Raw genomic sequence first — 19,412 nt, 5'->3', positions numbered from 1 at the left:
TGTCTATGGCTTCTCTTCAAACACAAGCGCTGTTATATAAAGAATCGCATTAAAATAATTAACTATATTTGAAAATACCTTAACCTTATAAAAACCAACTACTATGTTAAAAAAAGCACTATCTATTCTCCTAATCATTTTAGGAATTTATATGATTTACTTAGGCACAAAAGCGAATATGCTCCCTCCTTCAATCACGGGAATTGGCTTTATAATTATCGCGGCATTATTTAATCTTCCGAAAGAAAAAATAAACTAAAACAGTTTTTTTAGAAACAACTAAAAACCAATTCATTACACAAAAACACATCGTTTGATAGTATCATATGACACTATCAAACTAACTATCATATACAAAAAAAGCACCTCAATTGAGGTGCTTTTCTATAGCATAACGCAAAGCTTACTTTACGTAGTTTATTTCATTTTTAGGTTAATCTATGTATTGATACTTTACAAAACGATGTTCCCCTTCCTTTTCCAATAATCCTTTTTCTACAGCCCATTTCAAATCACGGCTTGCGGTAGAACTTGAGATATTCTTATAATTTTGTAAATAATCTTTTCTGCTGAAAAAGTGTTTACCAATCTTATCTTTAAAATACGCTATTCTATCATCTGTTGTTAGCACTTGCGTTTGTGTTAGCAAAACATCTTGAAGCGCTTTTAAAATTATACCCAGCATAAACTCAATAAAGGGCGTTGAGTGTCCCGTTTTATCAGAGATAGACAATGATTTATAATACGCTTCTTGGTTGTCCTTGATTAAACTCTCAATTGGCAAATATTCAAACACGGGATATTTCTGTAGTAAAATTAATGTTTGCCATAAACGCCCCATTCTTCCATTCCCATCTACAAACGGATGAATAAATTCAAACTCGTAGTGAAATACACAACTTTTAATTAAAAGTAAATCACTATCCTCTTTCAAGTAAGCAAACAAATCGTTCATCAATCCCCTCACCATACTGCCACTTGGAGCAACGTGTTCTACTTTTGAACCTTTCACAATCCCCACATTCGTAGAACGCAATTTACCCGGTTTATCAACTAATCCTTGCATTAAAATCAAATGAGCTCGTTCTAACTCACTAAGCTTATTAACTTTAAACGTATTGAGTTGGTTATAAACTTCAATAGCATTTTTAACCTCTGTAATATCTTTCTCAGGAGCAATGATTCGCTTGTTATCTAACAAGGCAGTAATCTGTTCTTCACTCAATGTATTCCCTTCAATTTCCAAAGAAGACTGAATCGTTTTAATCCTATTTTTCTTTCTTAATTCCGTTGTAGGTTTATATAAATGACTTGCATTTATTTCACCTAAACACTCCGAAATTAAGTGAACTAATTCCAATATTTTACTCGTAATTATATAGGGTGGTTTCATCTTTGATAGTGTCATTTGATACTATCAAAGATATAACATTTTGATACTATAGCGTACAAAAAATACATACATACAAAAAAAGCACCTCAATTGAGGTGCTTTTCTATAGCATAACGCAAAGCTTACTTTACGTAGTTGATTTCATTTTTAGGTTCTCCATCTAAGAAACCTTGTTGCTCCATCCAAGAGTCGCTATAAATTTTACTCATATAACGAGAACCGTGGTCTGGGAATAACATTACAACAACGCTATCCTTGTCAAACTCACCTTCAGCAGCATATTGTCTTGTTGCTTGTAACACAGCACCAGAAGTATACCCTAAAAACAATCCTTCTGTACGTGCTAATTCACGAGCAGCTTGTGCAGCATCCTTATCTGTCACTTTCATAAACTTGTCGATTACAGAAAAGTCAGTCGCAGTAGGAATAAGGTTTTTACCTAATCCCTCAATTTTATAAGGAGCAATCTCATTAGGGTCTAACTCACCTGTTTCGTGGTATTTTTTCAATACAGAACCATAAGCATCAACACCTAATACTTTTACGTTAGGATTCATTTCCTTTAAGAACCTTGCAGTACCAGAAATAGTACCACCAGTACCAGAACAACAAACAAAGTGTGTAATCTTACCATTTGTTTGGTTCCATATTTCAGGACCAGTAGATAAATAATGAGCCTCCGTATTCAACTCATTAAAATATTGGTTGATATAAATAGAACCAGGTAATTCTTTATGTACGCGTTTTGCAACTTCGTAATATGAACGAGGGTCATCAGCCGCTACGTTAGCAGGACATACATAAACTGTAGCTCCCATTGCACGTAACATATCGATTTTATCCGGAGATGATTTATCACTAACAGACAACACACATTTGTATCCCTTAATAGCGCTTACCATTGCAATACTAAATCCAGTGTTACCAGAAGTAGTTTCTACAATCGTATCTCCAGGTTTTAAAATCCCTTTCTTCTCAGCTGTTTCAATGATATGTAAAGCAATTCTATCTTTTGCAGAATGCCCTGCGTTAAAAGCCTCCACTTTTCCGTAGAAGTTTCCTTCTAACTTAGCAGTTGCTTTTGGCAATTTTACTAAAGGTGTATTTCCTACAAAAGACAATACATTATCATACGCTTGAATCTCTTCTTTCATAATTTTATTTTTTATTATAGCCTTCACATTGCTGTATCGACTTCCTTTATACCTAACAAATTTACTAAAAAATAGTGCTAACTATTTCGTAATTCCTTCTAAATCGAACATAAAAGCAAACTCTTTTGCTACTTCTTTCAAAGCTTCAAATCTACCTGAAGCTCCTCCGTGTCCTGCATCCATATTTGTATCTAAAAACAACTGATTGTCATTTGTTTTCATCACTCTCAATTTAGCAATCCACTTCGCAGGTTCCCAATACTGCACTTGCGAATCGTGTAATCCCGTAGATACATACATATTCGGATACGCTTGCTCTTTTACATTGTCAATTGGCGAATAAGACAACATATAGTCATAATACTCTTTATCATTTGGGTTACCCCACTCATCATACTCCCCTGTTGTCAACGGAATACTATCGTCTAACATCGTTGTTACCACATCCACAAAAGGTACTTGTGCAATAACACCATTGTACAAATCAGGGCGTTCGTTTACAATAACCCCCATCAACATTCCCCCTGCAGAACCACCCTCTGCATACAAGTGTTCTTTAGAAGTATATCCTTCTTTAATCACGTGTTCAGAACAAGCGATAAAGTCGTTAAACGTGTTTTTCTTTTCTAACAGTTTACCATCTTCATACCAATCACGTCCCATATCTTCCCCTCCGCGAATGTGTGCAATTGCGTACACAAATCCTCTGTCTAACAAACTCAAACGCGTCGTTGAAAAATAAGGTTCCATCGAATATCCGTACGAACCGTAAGCGTATAACAAGAAAGGATTAGAACCATCTTTCTTCATTCCCTTTTTGTACACCATTGAAATAGGCACTTCTACTCCGTCTTTCGCTGTAGCCCAAATACGTTCTTCTACGTAATCGTTCTTGTCAAAAGTTCCCAATACCTCTTGTTCCTTCTTTACCTCTTTCTCTTTGGTTTTCATATTGAAATCAATGATAGAAGCAGGCGTATTTAACGATTGGTAACCATAACGCAAAATGTCAGTGTCAAAGTCAATATTCGTTGTTGTATAAGCATTATACGTTTCACTTCCGAAAGGTAGATAATACCCTTGTTCAGGATTGTTCCAAGGCAAAATACGCAAGTGAACAAGTCCGTTTGAACGCTCAGAAATAACCAAATAATCTTTAAAAATATCAATATCCTCTAACAACACTTCCTCGCGATGAGGGATTACCTCAACCCAGTTTTCAACAGACGTTTGCGTTTCTGTACATTTCATCAACTTAAAGTTGTCTGCATCATCTAAGTTAGTTGTTACATAGAAGTGTTCTCCGTAGTGAGAAATATTGTACTCCAAACCGCGAATACGCTCTTGGAAAACGCGAAACTCTCCATCTGGGTTATTAGACTCTAAAATACGGTACTCACTTGTCAGTGTACTCTCAGAACCAATAACAATATATTTATGTGATTTCTCTTTACTTACATACGTATCAAAAGTTTCATCCTCCTCAAAATACACCAATACATCTTGGTCAACAGCAGTTCCCAATTTGTGTTTATAAATCTTATCTGCTCTAAGCGTTACCTCATCTTTACGAGAGTAAAACAACGTCTTGTTGTCAGCAGCCCACGTAGAACTACCCGTTGTATTTGTAATTTCAATCGGAGAAATCTCACCTGTAATCAAGTTCTTTACATATAGTGTGTATTCTCTACGTGAAACCGTATCCACACCATAAGCAGCCCATTGGTTGTCTTCAGAAACGTTTACTCCACGTAAATGGAAATAAGCGTGTCCTTCTGCCATTTGGTTACAGTCAAAAAGAATTTCTTCTTCTGCCTCCATACTGCCTTTTTTACGAGACATAATAGGATAACATTGCCCTTTTTCAAAGCGAGTTATATAGTAATAACCATTGTAGAAGTAAGGAACCGAACTATCGTCTTCCTTAACTCTCGCTTTCATTTCTTCAAATAAATCCTTTTGGAATTCTTGTGTATGAGCAGTTTGCTCTTGGTAATATGCATTCTCTGCATTTAAGTAATCAATTACTTCTTGATCTTCTCTATCGTTTAACCAAAAGTAGTTGTCAATTCGTGTATGGTTGTGTGCCGTTATCTCGTGAGGTTTCACCTTAGCAACTGGCGCTTGTATATCTATTTTCATCATATTCATTAAAAGTACAAAAGTAAGGTTTTATAACTTGTAGGCATAAAGTTTAGGCATTTAGATTAAAGTGTATAAAAAGAGGTAATAAACCATCACCTCTTATATATTCTATTCACTTTCAAGTAATCGTACAGCCAATCTTTCTGCTGTATAAATATCGTAATGCGTTGCCTTCATAGAAACTTTATGGTCAATTTTCAACCCATTTCTCTGCACATTATACTTTTCATCACCTGGATAATACGCACTATTTCCAGTGAAATCTATACTCGTTCCATCTAACAAGGGAACAACAATTCTATTCATAACTGCCCCAAATGTTTGTTCTCCTACAGTGATACAATTGGGTGATTGCTGAATAGCCATTGCTATAAACTCAGCATTACTCCCTGTCGAACCATCAACTAAAAGTACTACTTTACCTTTGTAATAATTTTTATTTTTTCCACCAACAACAAAAGGATCTATGATCATATTCAATGGAAAATCTTGGTTTCTTTCTCCGTAACCCGGACTATGCACACCAAGAATAGAAATAAACTTTTTCTTTTCTGGAAGCAAATATTTTGCAATATCATTCGGTCTAATATTTTGAGGGTAATTGCGCAAGTCAATTATAATGCCCTTGGTGTCTTTATATTTTTCAAACGCTTTTTTCAATTCATCACGAGTAATCGTTGCTAACGAAATATATCCTATCTCTTTTTCCAAATTCCATTCTTGTTCTTTGTACAAACTCTTACTTTTATCTTTATCATACATCGAATTAAACTTGTATAGCGAAACTTCTTTCTTCTCTAAACGACCATCTTTTTTCTTTACCTCTACAGTAATTTTATCTTTTGAAGAAGCCAAAAACAAGAAACTTTCATAATATTTTTTCAAATAACTATCGTTGGATACACTGACATAAGCCCCTACTTTTTCCTGTAAATACTTCTTAATAGACAAGCCATCTATCGAGTAAATAATATCACCTACATCAATTCCTTCTTTAGCTGTAATAGCTGTATTCTGTAAAAAATACACAACAATAGAATCATTCACAACCTTCCCATTAAAAGCCGGATAAAATTTAAAATTATCTTTCAAATATTGGCTATCCTCATAATTACTATGTGAATCGTTTAAGGCAACAAACAGCTTTTCTTTCGTGTATTCAAACTCCTTTCCTTCTGTATTTTCAAAAAGAGGCACAAACCTTGTCAATACCTCATCCCAAGGCGTGTCAGTTAAATACAGATTGATGTTCCAATACTTCATCATATTCCAAAAAGAGCTCAAAAGCAACGCTCTATGTCCTGCATTTGTATTCGTATATCCATCTAACTTATTTTCATTCAGAAAGTCAATCATTTTATTAACCTTATGGCGTTTTGCATAATGAAACTTAAGGTTGGTATTATCCCTTAAATCGCGAAGTACTTGCTTCAAACTATCATTAAATCGAGGACTATCTATCCAATCGTACTTTGCATTATCTGTAAATAGTTTAGCCTTATCAAGTCCCTCTTTCTTGATCAAATTTTTATCATCGTTAAACGTATTAATCCACGCTAAAAAAAACGCGTTAAGTACTTGTGGTGTTTTAATCGTTACAACCTGCTCATAAGCTTTTAGAAACTCCTCATTCATATCAAATTTGCCACTACTGCCTACTGGATGTTTATATTTAACCAAACCCCAGATATGAATCAAATCTTCTATATTATTATCCTTTGACACACTGCTCTGTCCGTAAAAAACAGTTGTAAACATTACAACAAGTACAAAAATCACTTTCTTCATTTTAATGGTTTAATAGTTAGTTCGTAAGATATAACGATCTATAATTCATTAATAGTATATCACTACGTTAGCTTCTACAAAACAACTTGCTTTACAAAAGCTTTTATGGTAAGGTATTGTTTTAATTGACGATAAAAGTAATGATGGTTTGTTAGAAGTAACGTTAACTACTAACAGAACTATTTGTTCTCTTTCTACTGGTGATGAATTAATGGAAGAGAAAAAACAATTAGAAGATTATCTTGTTATGGTATCAGACTGTTCTATTAAAAAGGCAGGTACTATTAACGAAGCTATTCTTAACCAGTATTCGTTACTATCTCATACAGCATTAAGTCGTAATTACCTCGGAATTAAGTCGTAATTCGTTCGCGAAAAAGGCCTTTAGGTGAGGTAATTACGACTTATTTACGGCTTATTTACGACTAAATGTCATTTAAAACCCTTTCAATCCCTTTATAGATAAGGGTTTAGAGGGAATTAAGTACAAAAGTGGGACAGCGTTTATACTGCATATGATGTCATTTGATAGCAGATGATAGCAAATGATGTCAAAATAACCGCTTTGCTGATTTCTATGTTTGGGCTATTCCTACTTTTGCATTAAATATAACAGACATTTGTTCTGCTTATCACCCCAATACAAGCTTGCTAAGTTCTTTGATATCCTAATAAAACAGCAATATCCGTTTAGTATTACTAAACTATGGTTTTAATTTTAGTCGTACCATATTCGAGACTGACACCACACAAATTCGAGAGATGTTCGGAAAACACCCCCTGTTTCCGAGCGAATGTGGGCATTGTGTCGAACTTGTGTCGAACATAGTATAAACAAAACCCCCGTAAGTGCCTTGTTTACAGTGATACAGAAAATAGCATTAGTACACTACATCACTATAATTAAGCAGCAATCAATGTGTTGTTTTTGGAATGCTACCATACTGCTCTCATCAGAATTATGGAAAATGTATGGGAACATAATAAGAGCATTGTGTTTGCTTTTTGGGAGCATACCGAATAAGACCAATAGCATTTTGCATATAATTACTATCTAATTATCAACAACTAAAAAAACAATTTAGTTGTTATTATTTTTTATAACTTTGAATATTAATAAGTTATAAATGGATATACAAACAAGAAAATTAGAATTCATTAAAGAATTTCTAAAGGTTCAAAATGAAGAACTTATAAATCGTTTAGAAAACCTATTATATTCTGAGCCAATATCTTATGACGATACAATAGAAGAAGTGATGAGTATTCAGAAACTGAAAGAGAGAGTTGAAAAATCACTTTCTGACTCTAAAAATAATCGTCTTACTTCAAATGAAATTTTACTTTCAGAAATAGAACAATGGAAGTAACGATCTATTAGACAGATTTTGCAAAAGAAGAACTACATTCTATCTATAATTTCACGCGAATTAAGAATAGTGCTGAATTTTCTAAAAAGATTATCAAGAAGATTATTGATTCGATTATAATATTAAAATCTTTTCCTGAACTTGGACAGATAGAAACTTTTTTACAAGATAAAAAACAAAGCTTTCGCTTTATCATTCAAGATAACTACAAAATCATCTATTGGTTCAACAATCCTAACAATAGAATTGAAATCATCGATATCTTTGATTGCAGACAAAATCCCATCCTACTAAATCACATTAAATAACCTCGTTTCACCTTAATGTTGTCCCTTGTTCATCCTTTCAAAAACGACTGCTTTTTATATTTTAAGTATTCTATAACATTTCTGTAGAACTTCAAAAGATTTTAATATTTTTGCTCAACAAATTTTTAATACATTAGATATGTTTGGAGACTTAATGGGTATGATGGGTAAATTACAAGAGACCCAAGCGAAGATTGAAGAAACTAAAAAAAGATTAGATACTGTTCTAATTGACGATAAAAGTAATGATGGTTTGTTACAAGTAACTTTAACAGCTAACAGAACTATTCGTTCTCTTTCTATTGCTGATGAATTAATGGAAGATAAAGAGCAATTAGAAGATTATCTTGTTATGGTATTAAACCGTGCTATTGAAAAAGCAGGTACTATAAACGAAGCTGAATTAGCTGCTGCAGCTAAAGACGGAATGCCAAACATCCCAGGATTAGACCTATTCAAATAAAAATATGAAAAAAATTCTTTACACTCTTTTAATAGCTACTGGAGCACTTTTCGTTTCTTGTAATAAAGAAAGCGGAAAAGGTAACTTAATTGTTACTGGAAAAGTAGATGGCTTTAAACAAGGAAATTTATACTTGTATCAAATACAAGATACTGTTTTTAAAGCAATCGACTCTTTAGCTGTGACTGGAGATTCAAGCTTTAAATTTGATTTAAATATTGATTCCCCAGAGGTATTCTTTTTGACGTTAGACAGAGGACATACAAATTCTCAAGACAACCAAATTATGTTTTTTGCTGAACCAGGGCAAATGACTGTTAATACTACTTTGAAGAATTTTTATGCTGATGCTAAAGTAACAGGGTCTAAATCTCAAGAAACATACGAAAACTACTTAAAAACAAGATCTGCTGTTTTAGATAAACAAAACGAATTGTTAGTAGCGCGTTTCAACGCTGAGAAAGAAAACAATGCTGCTAAAATTGATAGTATTACTAAACTGTCTAAAAAGTTCTTAGTTAGAAAATACCTTAACGCTGTAAACTTTGCATTGAATCACAAAGATTCTGATGCTACTCCTTATATTGCATTGACTGATTTATATGATGCAAATGTGAAATACTTGGATACGATTTACAAATCGCTTTCTCCTGAAGTAATGGCACATAAATATGGTAAACAATTAGAAGAGTTTATCAAAGAAAGAAAAGCAATGGAAGAAGAATTAAAGAATAATTCTACTCCTCAAGAATAATTGATTAACGCCCTACTTTTTTCGTAGGGCGTTTCTTTTTGTTATTTTTGATTATGCCAACATTTACAGAAAAACTTCAAAGTAGCTTACAACTTTCTGTTGAAGAAACTAAAATAGCAGAAAACTTATTCTCTCCAATTACTTTTAAAAAGGGTGAATTATTACTTGCTACCACGCAAAAGTGTAACCACCTTTACTTTATACAATCTGGCTTTGCAAGAATATATGCTATACAAGACGACAAGGAAATTACGCAATGGATTAGTATACCTAATTACTTTGTAACAGACTTATCTGCCTGGTTATTCAACACTACAAGCAAATGGAATATTGAGGCCTTAACACCTATTCAGGCACTTGTGATTTCAAAATCAGATTATCTTACTTTAGAACAACAAATTGCTAATTGGTCTGCAAAAGAAAGAATGTTTATAGCCCATTGTTTTGAACAGATGGAACAGCGTATCTTTCAATTTATTTCTCTTAACGCAGAACAACGATATAGGAATTTTTTTAATGAATATGGGGGACTATTCAATGAAATACCTCATCAATATATTGCGTCTATTTTAGGAATAACACCAGAAACACTCAGCCGTATTAGAAAGAAATCAATTTCCTTTTAAACGTTTATTCTTATACTGATATATTACGAATTAAGTTATATTTGTGTAAACCAACTTACTACACAATGACTTTTGACGAGCAACTTCAAGAAAAAATTAATTTAAAAACAAAACCATTAAAAGCACTTGGACTATTAGAGGATATTGCTTTTAAAATAGGAAGAATTCAACAATCATTAACCCCGCAACTTGTTAATCCTACAATTGTAGTTTTTGCAGCAGACCACGGTTTAGCTAAAGAAGGTGTTAGTGCTTACCCACAAGAGGTAACTTTTCAAATGGTTAGTAATTTTCTAAGTGAAGGAGCAGCAATTAATGTGTTTTGTAAGCAAAATAATATTGACATCAAAATAGTAGATGCTGGCGTAAACCACAACTTTTCTTTATCTCCAACTTTAATAGATGCTAAGGCAGGATATGGTACAAAAAATATGTTGGCAAATCAGGCAATGTCAGAAAGTGAATTAAACTTTTGCTTTGAAATGGGACAGAAAATTGTACGTGATATTGCTGAAAAGGGTACAAATATAATTGGATTTGGAGAAATGGGAATTGGAAATACTTCTTCTGCCTCTTTGTTAATGAGTGTTTTTTTAGACTTACCAATTGATAAATGTGTAGGTAATGGTACGGGATTAAATGCAAAACAATTGCAACAGAAAAAACAGACACTTACTGCTGTATTAGACGCACATCCAAAACCAAAAACACCACAGGAAACACTTATGTTCTTTGGTGGTTTTGAAATTGCCCAAATGTGTGCAGCTATGTTAGAAGCGTATGAACACAATATGATTATCTTAGTAGATGGTTTTATTGCTTCAAGTGCTTTTTTATGTGCTAATAGAATTAACCCTAAAATAATAAACAACGCTATTTTCTGTCATAAATCAGATGAAATTGGTCATAACTTAATGCTTCGTTCTTTAGAACAAAAAGCGATTTTAGACTTAGGAATGCGATTAGGAGAAGGTACGGGCTGTGCTTTGGCTTATCCTATTATCGAAAATGCTGTTGCCTTTTTAAATAATATGGCAAGTTTTCAATCTGCTAATGTGTCAAACAAATGATTCGGAGGCAACTAATTTATATTGCTACAGCTATTATGTTCTTCACCAGAATACCTATACCGTTTAAAATACCGTATAGCGAAGAAATAATGAATAAATCACAGCGATACTTTCCCTTTATTGGGTATATCGTAGGTGGTGTGGCGGCAATGAGCTTTTATTTATTTCAATTCTTATTTTCAATTGACATCGCTATTGTATTATCAATGTGTATCTCTGTATTATTAACAGGAGCATTTCACGAAGACGGTTTTACTGATGTATGCGATTCTTTTGGTGGTGGTTATGGCAAAGAAAAAATAATGACTATTATGAAAGATAGTCGTATTGGTGCTTATGGCGTAATCGGTATTGTACTGTTGCTTCTACTAAAATTTCTTGCCTTACACGAACTCGGAAGTGCATCTATTTCATTAGTAGTCATTACGCTAATAAATGCGCATATTACCAGTAGATTTCACGCTTCTACAATGATTTACACACATCAATATGTACGCGACACAGACCAAAGTAAATCAAAACCATTAGCTAATAAAAGATTACCTTATCAATCGCTATTATTTTCACTTACGATAACACTTGTTCCCTTTTTCCTTTATAACAACTATATGTTTATCCTCAGTTTTTTTATCAGCTATTTGGGTAAACTCTATTTAGCTTATTACTTTAAAAAACACATCGGCGGATATACAGGTGATTGTTTAGGAACGATACAACAAGTATGTGAAGTGCTATTTTACCTATCAACTATACTATTATGGAAATTTATGTAATGCGACACACCGCAGTAGATGTCCCCACTGGCGTATGCTACGGTCAAACTGATGTACCTTTGTTAAATGGATACACAGATGAAATAAAAATAACAAAACAACGAATTCCTATAGATATTGACGCAATCTTTTCAAGCCCTTTGAGAAGATGTACGTTTATTGCAGAAGAATTCAACCAGTTCTACTCCTCTGACGATAGACTATTAGAAATGGATTTTGGAGCTTGGGAAATGCAACCTTGGGATGAGATTCCGAAACAAAGTTTTGATAACTGGATGAACGATATTGTGAATACATCTCCTCCTTATGGGGAGAACCTTATGACTGTACAACAAAGAGTGACTTCCTTTTTAGACGAACTAAGACAAAAGAAATACAACAAGGTTTTATTAATTACACACGGAGGTCCAATGAGATGTATGTGGAATTATCTATTGAATACTCCTTTAGAAAACACATTCAAAATTCCGGTTGGCTATGGTGAGGTCTTGCACTTCAACCTTGGAAAAACGAAGAAAGACGACTATATCGTTGAAAAAATGTAGGCATACTATAGCAACTTTTCAGAAGGTGTTTTCTTGATTAAAGTCAAGAGATCTTTGTTTGTGAAGACACATCTTTGTCATCTAAACAATTGACAAGATGAAAATAGAAACAAGTATAACTATTCAAGCGACTAAAAAACAAATTTGGGATGAATTAATGGACTTTCAAGAATATCCGAATTGGAATCCCTTTATTTCACATATTGAAGGACAGGCTGTGATTGGAATGCCTTTGTTTATTCAGCTTCCTTCAATGTCTTTTAAGCCGATTGTATTCAGCAATAGAAAAGAACGTTATTTTAGTTGGAAAGGGAAACTACTCTGTAAAGGTATTTTTGACGGACACCATTGTTTTAAAATAAAACAGATTAATGAAGTACAATGTGAGTTTTACCACAGTGAAGAATTTTCAGGAATCCTTGTTCCTTTCTTGAAAAAAAAATTACAAACTGAAACTTTAGCTGGTTTCATTGCGATGAATAAAGCTTTAAAAGAACAAGTAGAAAAGTTGCATTTATAACATAAAAAAAGCTCGTTGAATCAACGAGCTTTTTTATATTATTCTAAAATTTCTATTTCTTTCTCTACACGTAAAGGGTCGTAACTAATCACTTCCCAATCTTTATCTAATAAATTGATGTAGTAATAATTTACATTATCATCTTTATCAAACGCTCCATTTTTATTAATATCCTCAATTGTTCTAAAGTACAACCTATTTTGAGCATCAATTACAGTCCAATCTAACACCTCGTGTAAATTTTCACTCAACCTTTTAAAACTTTTCCCATTAGATCTACTAATGTAAAGTGTTTTGATATCATTAGAGTCAATCTTACCATCTCTGTTTGTATCCGCATCAAAAATGCTATACACTAAAATATTCTTCTTGAATTTCTCAGCAATAGTGTTTAAATATGTAACACTTTGGATTTGTATTTTAGCATCCGTCAGCGGTCTAATTTCTAAAGAATCTTTGTGTTGAAACATTAAATTCTCAAGATATCCTGTTAATTCAAAAGGAGCATAATTTGAAACTGTATAAGAAGTTTGACTCACTTTACTCATACCACTTTTAGAAGTATAGCTATAAACGCGTACTTCACCAACTGGGTGAATTAAATAATTAGACTGTCCCATTAAAACAGGTAAGTCAGCGATACGAATATCCTCTGCTCTTTCTTTTTCTTTTACTGTTTCAGTACCAACCGTAGAAGAACTCTCTTCTTTATAACTAACTTTTGGCTTCTCTTCTTCTTGCTTACAAGCTCCAAATACTAAAAAGATTCCTAAAAACAATCCTACGCCTAATTTCATAATATGAGTGTTTAATAAATCAAAGATACTTAATTCGTGTTTTTATCCATCAAAATGAGTAATCTATTTTTTAGCTGTACTTCTCTACAGCTGAATAAACTACCTATTAACAGTTATTCGTTATTTACTTAATGAAGAAATGAGATTCGAAAACACCTTCATTTCCTACATTATCAGTAACTTTTATCACAACGTCATTTCTACCTGAAACAACCACCTTATCACTAAACTTATGTACAATTTTCTTTGTTTTATAATCGTAATCTAACAAAGCCCATTTTCCATTAATTGTTCCCACAATAGATGAAATACCAGCCACATCGTCAGAAATTAAAAAAGAAACTTCTGTTGCACTACTAATCCACTGTCCTTCTTCAAAACTCGGTTTGTAAATCTTAGGCGCAACTTCATCAGTCAAAATCTTATAATCTCCAAAACTCTTTGTGTAGATAGTCCACAGATTTCCTTTTTTAGTTGTTTTGAAATAATCTCTTTTTCCCCCATCAACACGAGCGATAAATGCTTTATCTCTATTTGATATATCCATATTTGAAGTATCAAATGTAATGGCAATACTTTTCGCCATTGGAACAACAGGCTTGTGTAATTTCAACACATTATTTGCAACAGACATATTCATTTCAAAATCATTGTAAAACGCTTTAACAGGCATACTCACTGTTACGTTCTCCTTTTCAAAAATATAATCTCTATCTGCGTTGATTTTGTATTCTCCCGACTCCACTTTTCTTGCATTCTGAACTACTTCATCAGCATATTCAACCGGAATACTAATTGTTTTTGTGTTTCCGTGATAATCAGAAAGCACTATTTTATACGTATAGTTCTCCCCTGGTTTCACATTAATTTGTCCTTTAGAAGCATCAATTGATAAAACCGAAAGATTATAAGGTTTGTCATAAAACAACTTCTGTACTTTCTTTCTTGTTGTAACAAAACGTTCATAGTCAATTAACGCATTAACCAATCCGCTTTCAGCAAAAGAAAAACGGTCGAACTTATAATTAAAGACACGCTTACTATTTACAAAAGTTTCAACTGCGTAAACACCGTTTTTGTTTGTATTGAAATTAGCTGTATCGTGAATATCAATTCCAAAACCAATGGTACCTTTCGCTTTAATAGGCGAAACTAAAAGCGTTCCATCATTTTGAGTAACATATGATAATTGCTGAGGAATCTGTCCTTGATTTACGACTGCCTCATCACTCAATGGATACACAAAAACAGCATTTACAGAAGGAACCTGCGTATCAGTCAGCATTTTATCCATTCCTTCACCCAATGGGTTTAAAATTTGTTGTGTCTGCGTATCTCTAAATTCGTAGTGTAAATGTGGTCCACCAGAACCACCCGTATTACCAGTATAAGCAATAATTTGTCCGCGTTTTACTGCAAGTTGATTCTTACGAGGGAATATTTCAATTTCAAAACTCTTTTCAGCATAATGTCTGTTTTTCACTAAATCAGCAATCTCTCCAGCATAACTATCCAAGTGTCCATAAACAGTTGTTTGTCCGTTAGGATGATCAATATACAAAGCCTTACCATACCCCCAAGTTGAGACTTTAATTCGCGATACGTACCCATCAGCTGGAGCATAAACAGGCAATCCCGTACGCTGTTGGGTCTTAATATCAAGTCCTGCGTGGAAGTGAGTACCTCTTAATTCGCCAAAATTACCAGACGCATTAATAGGAATATGTAAAGGATTGTCAAATTGAAGGGTGTTGTTATTTTGAGCGTAAACACCGAAACCGCATAAGATAATACCAGTAAGTACTCTTACATTCATAACAAAAAAACTTTTTGGCTAAAATACATAATAAGAGCCAAAATATTTAGTATTATGACTTAAAATGAACAACATAGCTAACAGCTTGTAAATTATGCATAGAAATTTTCTTTTTTTTTTATGAAAGCTTTTTAAATATGAATACTAATTGTAACTTTGTAGTATTAGGATAGTGAATATTAAGCGTAATGAGTGAACTAACTGATGTTGTCAATTCTTTGGAAGTTAAGTTTGCAAGACTTGTACAAAGACTGAATGTATTAGAAGCTGAAAATAAAGAGTTGAAAAAGACTTTACTTTCAGCAGAAGAGGAGATTCAAAGAAATGAAAAGCAGTTGGATTCAATTTATGAAAAGTATGAATCGTTACGTTTAGCGAGTTCGCTATTGGGCAGTGAAGAGAATAGAAGAGATACGAAACTGAAGATAAATTCATTGATTAAAGAAATCGATCAATGTATAGCTCATCTCACAAAATAGAGGTATATGAGTAAAAATGATGAACAATTAAAGATAAAATTATCAATTGCTGATAGGGTTTACCCACTAACAGTTGGTTATTCTCAGGAGGAGGCCTTGCGTTCTGCTTCTAAGAAGATTGAGATAATGATTCATCAATTTGAAGAAAACTATGCTGTTAGAGATAAGCAAGATGTTTTAGCGATGTGTGCATTACAATTTGCATCGCAAAATGACCAGAAAACAATTGACACTACAGAAGGATATACAAAAGCTGTGGATAGATTAATAAAACTGGATGAAGCTTTAGATCGTATTCTATCAAAATAAATTCGAAATCACGTTCTTTACATAAGACTAAAAATACTGCTCACATTAGTACTGTTTGATAAACTCAACGCAAACAAATTAAAATGGGTGAATCTTTGCTACTAAAGCACGCTGCGTTAAGCAGATCCTTGAACAGCAGGCTAACTCAAAACTTGTTATTTAGAGAGTTTACGCGACTCAAGCTGGTGTGAGCTTTTTTTATATATAATTTATAGGAACATTTATGGAAATATTATTGATGACCATTGGAGGAATTGTGATCGGTGCCGCAATAGGCTTCATGGTAGCAAAATACCTTGAAAAAAACCATGCTTCTTCTATATTGAAAAACGCAGAGGGGGAAGTAAAGACAATTTTACGTGACGCAAAAGCAGAAGGTGAAGCAATCAAGAAAGAAAAAATATTACAAGCAAAAGAGAAATTCATTGAATTAAAATCTGAACACGAGCAAGTAATATTAAGTAGAGATAAAAAAATTGCTGAAGCTGAAAAGAGAACAAGAGATAAAGAATCTCAAATCTCAAGTGAATTAGCTAAAGCAAAAAAAGCTGTTGAAGAAGGAGAAAAAAGAGTTAAAGATTACGATCATAAACTTGAAATTATCGAAAGAAAACAAGAGGAAATTGAAAAACTTCACCGTACTCAAGTTGAACAATTAGAAATTATCTCTGGATTAACTGCAGAAGAAGCTAAGAATCAAATCATTGAAAGTTTAAAAACTGAGGCTAAAGCTAACGCAATGGCTTCTATTCAAGAAACAATTGAAGAGGCGAAACTTACAGCTCAACAAGAAGCTAAAAAGATTATTATCAATACTATTCAACGTATTGGAACGGAAGAAGCAGTTGAAAACTGTGTATCTGTATTCAATATCGAATCTGATGATGTAAAAGGTAGAATTATTGGTAGAGAAGGTAGAAACATTAGAGCTATTGAAGCTGCAACTGGTGTAGAAATCATCGTTGACGATACTCCAGAAGCTATTATCCTTTCTTGTTTTGACCCAGTAAGAAGAGAAATTGCTCGTTTATCTTTACACCGTTTAGTAACAGATGGTCGTATCCACCCAGCAAGAATTGAAGAGGTAGTTGCTAAAACTACTAAACAAATTGATGAGGAGATCATTGAAATTGGTAAGAGAACTGTTATTGATTTAGGAATTCACGGACTACACCCTGAATTAATCAAAATAGTAGGTAGAATGAAATACCGTTCATCTTACGGACAAAACTTATTACAACACTCAAGAGAGGTTGCTAAGCTTTGTGGTTTGATGGCGGCTGAATTAGGATTAAATGTTAAGTTAGCTAAACGTGCTGGATTACTTCACGATATCGGTAAAGTGCCAGAAACAGAAAGCGAACTACCACACGCAATCTTAGGTATGCAATGGGCTGAGAAATATGGTGAAAAACCTGAGGTTTGTAACGCTATTGGAGCTCACCACGACGAAATCGAAATGACTACGTTAATTGCTCCTATTATTCAAGTATGTGATGCTATTTCTGGAGCAAGACCAGGTGCAAGACGTCAAGTATTAGACTCTTACATCCAACGTCTAAAAGATCTTGAAAGTATTGCTAACGAGTTCAACGGTGTGAAAAATGCTTATGCTATTCAAGCTGGTAGAGAATTACGTGTAATCGTAGAAAGTGAAAAAGTAACTGATGATATGGCGGCAACGCTTTCGTTTGATATTTCTCAAAAAATTCAAACTGAAATGACTTACCCTGGTCAAGTGAAAATCACTGTAATTAGAGAAACAAGAGCAATTAACATTGCTAAGTAATAAAACAAAAAAGGAGTTATTTTTCAATAACTCCTTTTTTTATGCTTAAAACCCTAAGGTCTTTATTTATTCTTTTAATCAATTACCTCTTCTAAATTATACTCACTTCCTTTTCTATAAGTGTGAAAACAAATCTAACCTACTCCTGACCTACACAATCTCTTAGATCTATCAAACAACCGGTTTTTCTTTATAACAGCTATGGTTTAACCAACTGTTTACTATTGTACCACACTATCAACTTGTTATAAACAACCAACAATTCACGTGTATTTTATAGCATCCTACTCCCTCTTAAATACTTAACTTAAAGAAGTGGACCAAGAAATATTAACTATTTCTGTGACCTTGGGTGATAATCCTCTAAAACCACTCTTAAGCGCTCTGTTGTGATATGTGTGTATATTTCTGTAGTTGTAATAGATTCGTGTCCTAACATTACCTGTATTGCTCTTATATCCGCACCATTCTCTAATAGATGCGTTGCAAATGAATGACGAAAGGTATGTGGACTTATATTCTTGTTCAACTCTACTTCTACTGCTAAACGCTTTATAATCGTAAATATCATCGCACGTGTTAACTGTGCTCCCCTTCGATTTAAAAAAACAATATCACTACTCTCTTTCTTTACTGTGTATTGTGAGCGAATAGTATTTACATATAAAGTAATTAACTCCATCGAATACTCATCAATCGGAACAAATCTATGTTTACTCCCCTTACCTATTACTCGAATAAACCCTTCTTCAAAAAACAAATCAGATAATCGCAAACCAACCAATTCACTAACGCGAAGTCCACAACTATACAACACCTCTAACATAACCTTATTTCTAAAACCTTCCGGTGTTGACTGATCAATTGCACCAATTAACAAATCTATTTCCTCTAAACTGAGTGTATCTGGTAATTTACGCCCTGTTTTAGGAGCTTCTATCAACTCTACAGGTGACTTTTCTATATATCCTTCAAGAATAAAATAATTAAAGAAGTTCTTCAATCCCGAAATAATTCGTGCCTGAGTAGTAGGCGCTACAATTTCTGCAATTGAATATAAAAACTCTTGTACTAAGGCAACATCAATTTCTTCAAGTTTATACTCTTGTTCATATCCACCTAAATACATCAGAAACTTACGAACATCAAGCTCATAACTCTCCAAAGAATTTTCTGACAATCCCCTTTCCAACTTCAGATAAGTTGTAAACATTTTTATATTTTTCTCCCAGTAATTAGATAACATAAATTGATTTTATACCTTTCAAATATACAAACAAAAAAAAGAGCCTCTCGAAATGAGAGGCTCTTAA

General features: G+C 33.4%; 20 protein-coding genes, 1 other RNA gene and 1 pseudogene. 15 read left to right on the top strand and 7 right to left on the bottom strand.

All coding sequences use genetic code 11. The features are described 5' to 3' along the window. Positions 1 to 103 precede the first annotated feature (103 nt). A complete protein-coding gene (locus GQS07_RS13680) occupies positions 104 to 259 on the top strand; it encodes a hypothetical protein (protein WP_176770741.1) in 156 nt (51 codons plus the stop codon). Between the two features lie 174 nt (positions 260 to 433). On the opposite strand, the gene GQS07_RS07945 is transcribed toward GQS07_RS13680, so the two are convergent. From GQS07_RS07945 to GQS07_RS07930, 4 genes are all read right to left on the bottom strand, one after another. Continuing rightward, entirely contained in the window at positions 434 to 1,393 is a 960-nt protein-coding gene (locus GQS07_RS07945) for a Fic family protein (protein ID WP_158210342.1), read from the bottom strand. Positions 1,394 to 1,515: 122 nt separating this feature from the next. Continuing rightward, positions 1,516 to 2,547, bottom strand: coding sequence for a PLP-dependent cysteine synthase family protein (locus tag GQS07_RS07940; RefSeq protein WP_158210341.1), 1,032 nt, complete (start codon positions 2,545 to 2,547; stop codon positions 1,516 to 1,518). 81 nt (positions 2,548 to 2,628) lie between these two features. Then, entirely contained in the window at positions 2,629 to 4,689 is a 2,061-nt protein-coding gene (locus tag GQS07_RS07935; RefSeq protein WP_158211351.1) for a S9 family peptidase, read from the bottom strand. Between the two features lie 111 nt (positions 4,690 to 4,800). Beyond that, positions 4,801 to 6,480, bottom strand: a complete 1,680-nt coding sequence (locus tag GQS07_RS07930; protein WP_158210340.1) for a S41 family peptidase — start codon at positions 6,478 to 6,480, stop codon at positions 4,801 to 4,803. Between the two features lie 148 nt (positions 6,481 to 6,628). On the opposite strand from GQS07_RS07930, the gene GQS07_RS07925 reads away from it, so the two are divergent. From GQS07_RS07925 to GQS07_RS07880, 10 genes and pseudogenes are all read left to right on the top strand, one after another. After that, entirely contained in the window at positions 6,629 to 6,844 is a 216-nt protein-coding gene (locus GQS07_RS07925; protein ID WP_158210339.1) for a hypothetical protein, read from the top strand. A gap of 763 nt (positions 6,845 to 7,607) precedes the next feature. Beyond that, positions 7,608 to 7,850: a hypothetical protein gene (locus GQS07_RS07920; RefSeq protein WP_158210338.1), complete on the top strand. Its 243-nt coding sequence runs from the start codon at positions 7,608 to 7,610 to the stop codon at positions 7,848 to 7,850. A 32-nt stretch (positions 7,851 to 7,882) separates the two neighbouring features. Next, a pseudogene (locus GQS07_RS13850) lies at positions 7,883 to 8,158 on the top strand (type II toxin-antitoxin system RelE/ParE family toxin); the annotation flags it as partial. Positions 8,159 to 8,297: 139 nt separating this feature from the next. Beyond that, the gene (locus GQS07_RS07910) at positions 8,298 to 8,621 is read left to right on the top strand and encodes a YbaB/EbfC family nucleoid-associated protein (protein ID WP_090408745.1); all 324 of its coding nucleotides are present in this window, start codon (positions 8,298 to 8,300) and stop codon (positions 8,619 to 8,621) included. A gap of 4 nt (positions 8,622 to 8,625) precedes the next feature. Next, on the top strand, positions 8,626 to 9,375 hold the full coding sequence (locus GQS07_RS07905) for a DUF4369 domain-containing protein (RefSeq protein ID WP_158210337.1): 750 nt from the start codon (positions 8,626 to 8,628) through the stop codon (positions 9,373 to 9,375). A 53-nt stretch (positions 9,376 to 9,428) separates the two neighbouring features. After that, positions 9,429 to 10,001, top strand: coding sequence for a Crp/Fnr family transcriptional regulator (locus tag GQS07_RS07900; protein WP_158210336.1), 573 nt, complete (start codon positions 9,429 to 9,431; stop codon positions 9,999 to 10,001). A 65-nt stretch (positions 10,002 to 10,066) separates the two neighbouring features. Next, a complete protein-coding gene (gene cobT / locus GQS07_RS07895) occupies positions 10,067 to 11,071 on the top strand; it encodes a nicotinate-nucleotide--dimethylbenzimidazole phosphoribosyltransferase (RefSeq protein WP_158210335.1) in 1,005 nt (334 codons plus the stop codon). Beyond that, entirely contained in the window at positions 11,068 to 11,844 is a 777-nt protein-coding gene (locus tag GQS07_RS07890; RefSeq protein ID WP_158210334.1) for an adenosylcobinamide-GDP ribazoletransferase, read from the top strand. Before cobT ends, GQS07_RS07890 begins: the two co-directional genes overlap by 4 nt. Continuing rightward, complete coding sequence (gene cobC, locus GQS07_RS07885; RefSeq protein ID WP_158210333.1) at positions 11,829 to 12,389, top strand: alpha-ribazole phosphatase; 561 nt, start codon at positions 11,829 to 11,831, stop codon at positions 12,387 to 12,389. Before GQS07_RS07890 ends, cobC begins: the two co-directional genes overlap by 16 nt. Positions 12,390 to 12,486: 97 nt before the next feature. After that, positions 12,487 to 12,909 carry an SRPBCC domain-containing protein gene (locus GQS07_RS07880; protein WP_158210332.1) on the top strand — a complete coding sequence of 141 codons (423 nt, stop codon included), beginning with the start codon at positions 12,487 to 12,489 and terminating at the stop codon, positions 12,907 to 12,909. Between the two features lie 38 nt (positions 12,910 to 12,947). Here GQS07_RS07880 and GQS07_RS07875 read toward each other — a convergent pair whose 3' ends face one another. After that, entirely contained in the window at positions 12,948 to 13,706 is a 759-nt protein-coding gene (locus tag GQS07_RS07875) for a hypothetical protein (protein ID WP_158210331.1), read from the bottom strand. A 124-nt stretch (positions 13,707 to 13,830) separates the two neighbouring features. Next, positions 13,831 to 15,522, bottom strand: a complete 1,692-nt coding sequence (locus tag GQS07_RS07870; protein ID WP_158210330.1) for a M23 family metallopeptidase — start codon at positions 15,520 to 15,522, stop codon at positions 13,831 to 13,833. 188 nt (positions 15,523 to 15,710) lie between these two features. Between GQS07_RS07870 and GQS07_RS07865 the strand changes: the two genes are divergently transcribed. The 4 genes from GQS07_RS07865 (at position 15,711) to rny (ending at position 18,099) form a co-directional block, all read left to right on the top strand. Next, positions 15,711 to 16,001, top strand: a complete 291-nt coding sequence (locus GQS07_RS07865) for a hypothetical protein (protein WP_158210329.1) — start codon at positions 15,711 to 15,713, stop codon at positions 15,999 to 16,001. A gap of 6 nt (positions 16,002 to 16,007) precedes the next feature. Then, positions 16,008 to 16,310 carry a cell division protein ZapA gene (locus tag GQS07_RS07860; protein WP_158210328.1) on the top strand — a complete coding sequence of 101 codons (303 nt, stop codon included), beginning with the start codon at positions 16,008 to 16,010 and terminating at the stop codon, positions 16,308 to 16,310. A gap of 62 nt (positions 16,311 to 16,372) precedes the next feature. Next, a non-coding RNA gene (ssrS, locus tag GQS07_RS07855) (6S RNA) lies at positions 16,373 to 16,480 on the top strand. 53 nt (positions 16,481 to 16,533) lie between these two features. After that, the gene (gene rny / locus GQS07_RS07850) at positions 16,534 to 18,099 is read left to right on the top strand and encodes a ribonuclease Y (RefSeq protein ID WP_158210327.1); all 1,566 of its coding nucleotides are present in this window, start codon (positions 16,534 to 16,536) and stop codon (positions 18,097 to 18,099) included. Positions 18,100 to 18,433: 334 nt separating this feature from the next. On the opposite strand, the gene xerD is transcribed toward rny, so the two are convergent. After that, positions 18,434 to 19,345, bottom strand: a complete 912-nt coding sequence (xerD, locus tag GQS07_RS07845; protein ID WP_158210326.1) for a site-specific tyrosine recombinase XerD — start codon at positions 19,343 to 19,345, stop codon at positions 18,434 to 18,436. Between the last annotated feature and the right edge of the window lie 67 nt (positions 19,346 to 19,412).

Source organism: Myroides phaeus (assembly GCF_009799805.1).
GTDB lineage: Bacteria > Bacteroidota > Bacteroidia > Flavobacteriales > Flavobacteriaceae > Flavobacterium > Flavobacterium phaeum_A.
Note: the sequence above shows the minus strand (reverse complement) of the source record. Positions and strands in the feature narration are given on the sequence as shown.

Excerpts from the sequence above, each read along its gene's own strand:
- GQS07_RS13680 (WP_176770741.1), top strand. The coding sequence starts at position 104 with ATGTTAAAAAAAGCACTATCTATTCTCCTAATCATTTTAGGAATTTAT.
- GQS07_RS07945 (WP_158210342.1), bottom strand. The coding sequence starts at position 1,393 with ATGAAACCACCCTATATAATTACGAGTAAAATATTGGAATTAGTTCAC.
- GQS07_RS07940 (WP_158210341.1), bottom strand. The coding sequence starts at position 2,547 with ATGAAAGAAGAGATTCAAGCGTATGATAATGTATTGTCTTTTGTAGGA.
- GQS07_RS07935 (WP_158211351.1), bottom strand. The coding sequence starts at position 4,689 with ATGAAAATAGATATACAAGCGCCAGTTGCTAAGGTGAAACCTCACGAG.
- GQS07_RS07930 (WP_158210340.1), bottom strand. The coding sequence starts at position 6,480 with ATGAAGAAAGTGATTTTTGTACTTGTTGTAATGTTTACAACTGTTTTT.
- GQS07_RS07920 (WP_158210338.1), top strand. The coding sequence starts at position 7,608 with ATGGATATACAAACAAGAAAATTAGAATTCATTAAAGAATTTCTAAAG.
- GQS07_RS07910 (WP_090408745.1), top strand. The coding sequence starts at position 8,298 with ATGTTTGGAGACTTAATGGGTATGATGGGTAAATTACAAGAGACCCAA.
- GQS07_RS07905 (WP_158210337.1), top strand. The coding sequence starts at position 8,626 with ATGAAAAAAATTCTTTACACTCTTTTAATAGCTACTGGAGCACTTTTC.
- GQS07_RS07900 (WP_158210336.1), top strand. The coding sequence starts at position 9,429 with ATGCCAACATTTACAGAAAAACTTCAAAGTAGCTTACAACTTTCTGTT.
- cobT (WP_158210335.1), top strand. The coding sequence starts at position 10,067 with ATGACTTTTGACGAGCAACTTCAAGAAAAAATTAATTTAAAAACAAAA.
- GQS07_RS07890 (WP_158210334.1), top strand. The coding sequence starts at position 11,068 with ATGATTCGGAGGCAACTAATTTATATTGCTACAGCTATTATGTTCTTC.
- cobC (WP_158210333.1), top strand. The coding sequence starts at position 11,829 with ATGGAAATTTATGTAATGCGACACACCGCAGTAGATGTCCCCACTGGC.
- GQS07_RS07880 (WP_158210332.1), top strand. The coding sequence starts at position 12,487 with ATGAAAATAGAAACAAGTATAACTATTCAAGCGACTAAAAAACAAATT.
- GQS07_RS07875 (WP_158210331.1), bottom strand. The coding sequence starts at position 13,706 with ATGAAATTAGGCGTAGGATTGTTTTTAGGAATCTTTTTAGTATTTGGA.
- GQS07_RS07870 (WP_158210330.1), bottom strand. The coding sequence starts at position 15,522 with ATGAATGTAAGAGTACTTACTGGTATTATCTTATGCGGTTTCGGTGTT.
- GQS07_RS07865 (WP_158210329.1), top strand. The coding sequence starts at position 15,711 with ATGAGTGAACTAACTGATGTTGTCAATTCTTTGGAAGTTAAGTTTGCA.
- GQS07_RS07860 (WP_158210328.1), top strand. The coding sequence starts at position 16,008 with ATGAGTAAAAATGATGAACAATTAAAGATAAAATTATCAATTGCTGAT.
- rny (WP_158210327.1), top strand. The coding sequence starts at position 16,534 with ATGGAAATATTATTGATGACCATTGGAGGAATTGTGATCGGTGCCGCA.
- xerD (WP_158210326.1), bottom strand. The coding sequence starts at position 19,345 with ATGTTATCTAATTACTGGGAGAAAAATATAAAAATGTTTACAACTTAT.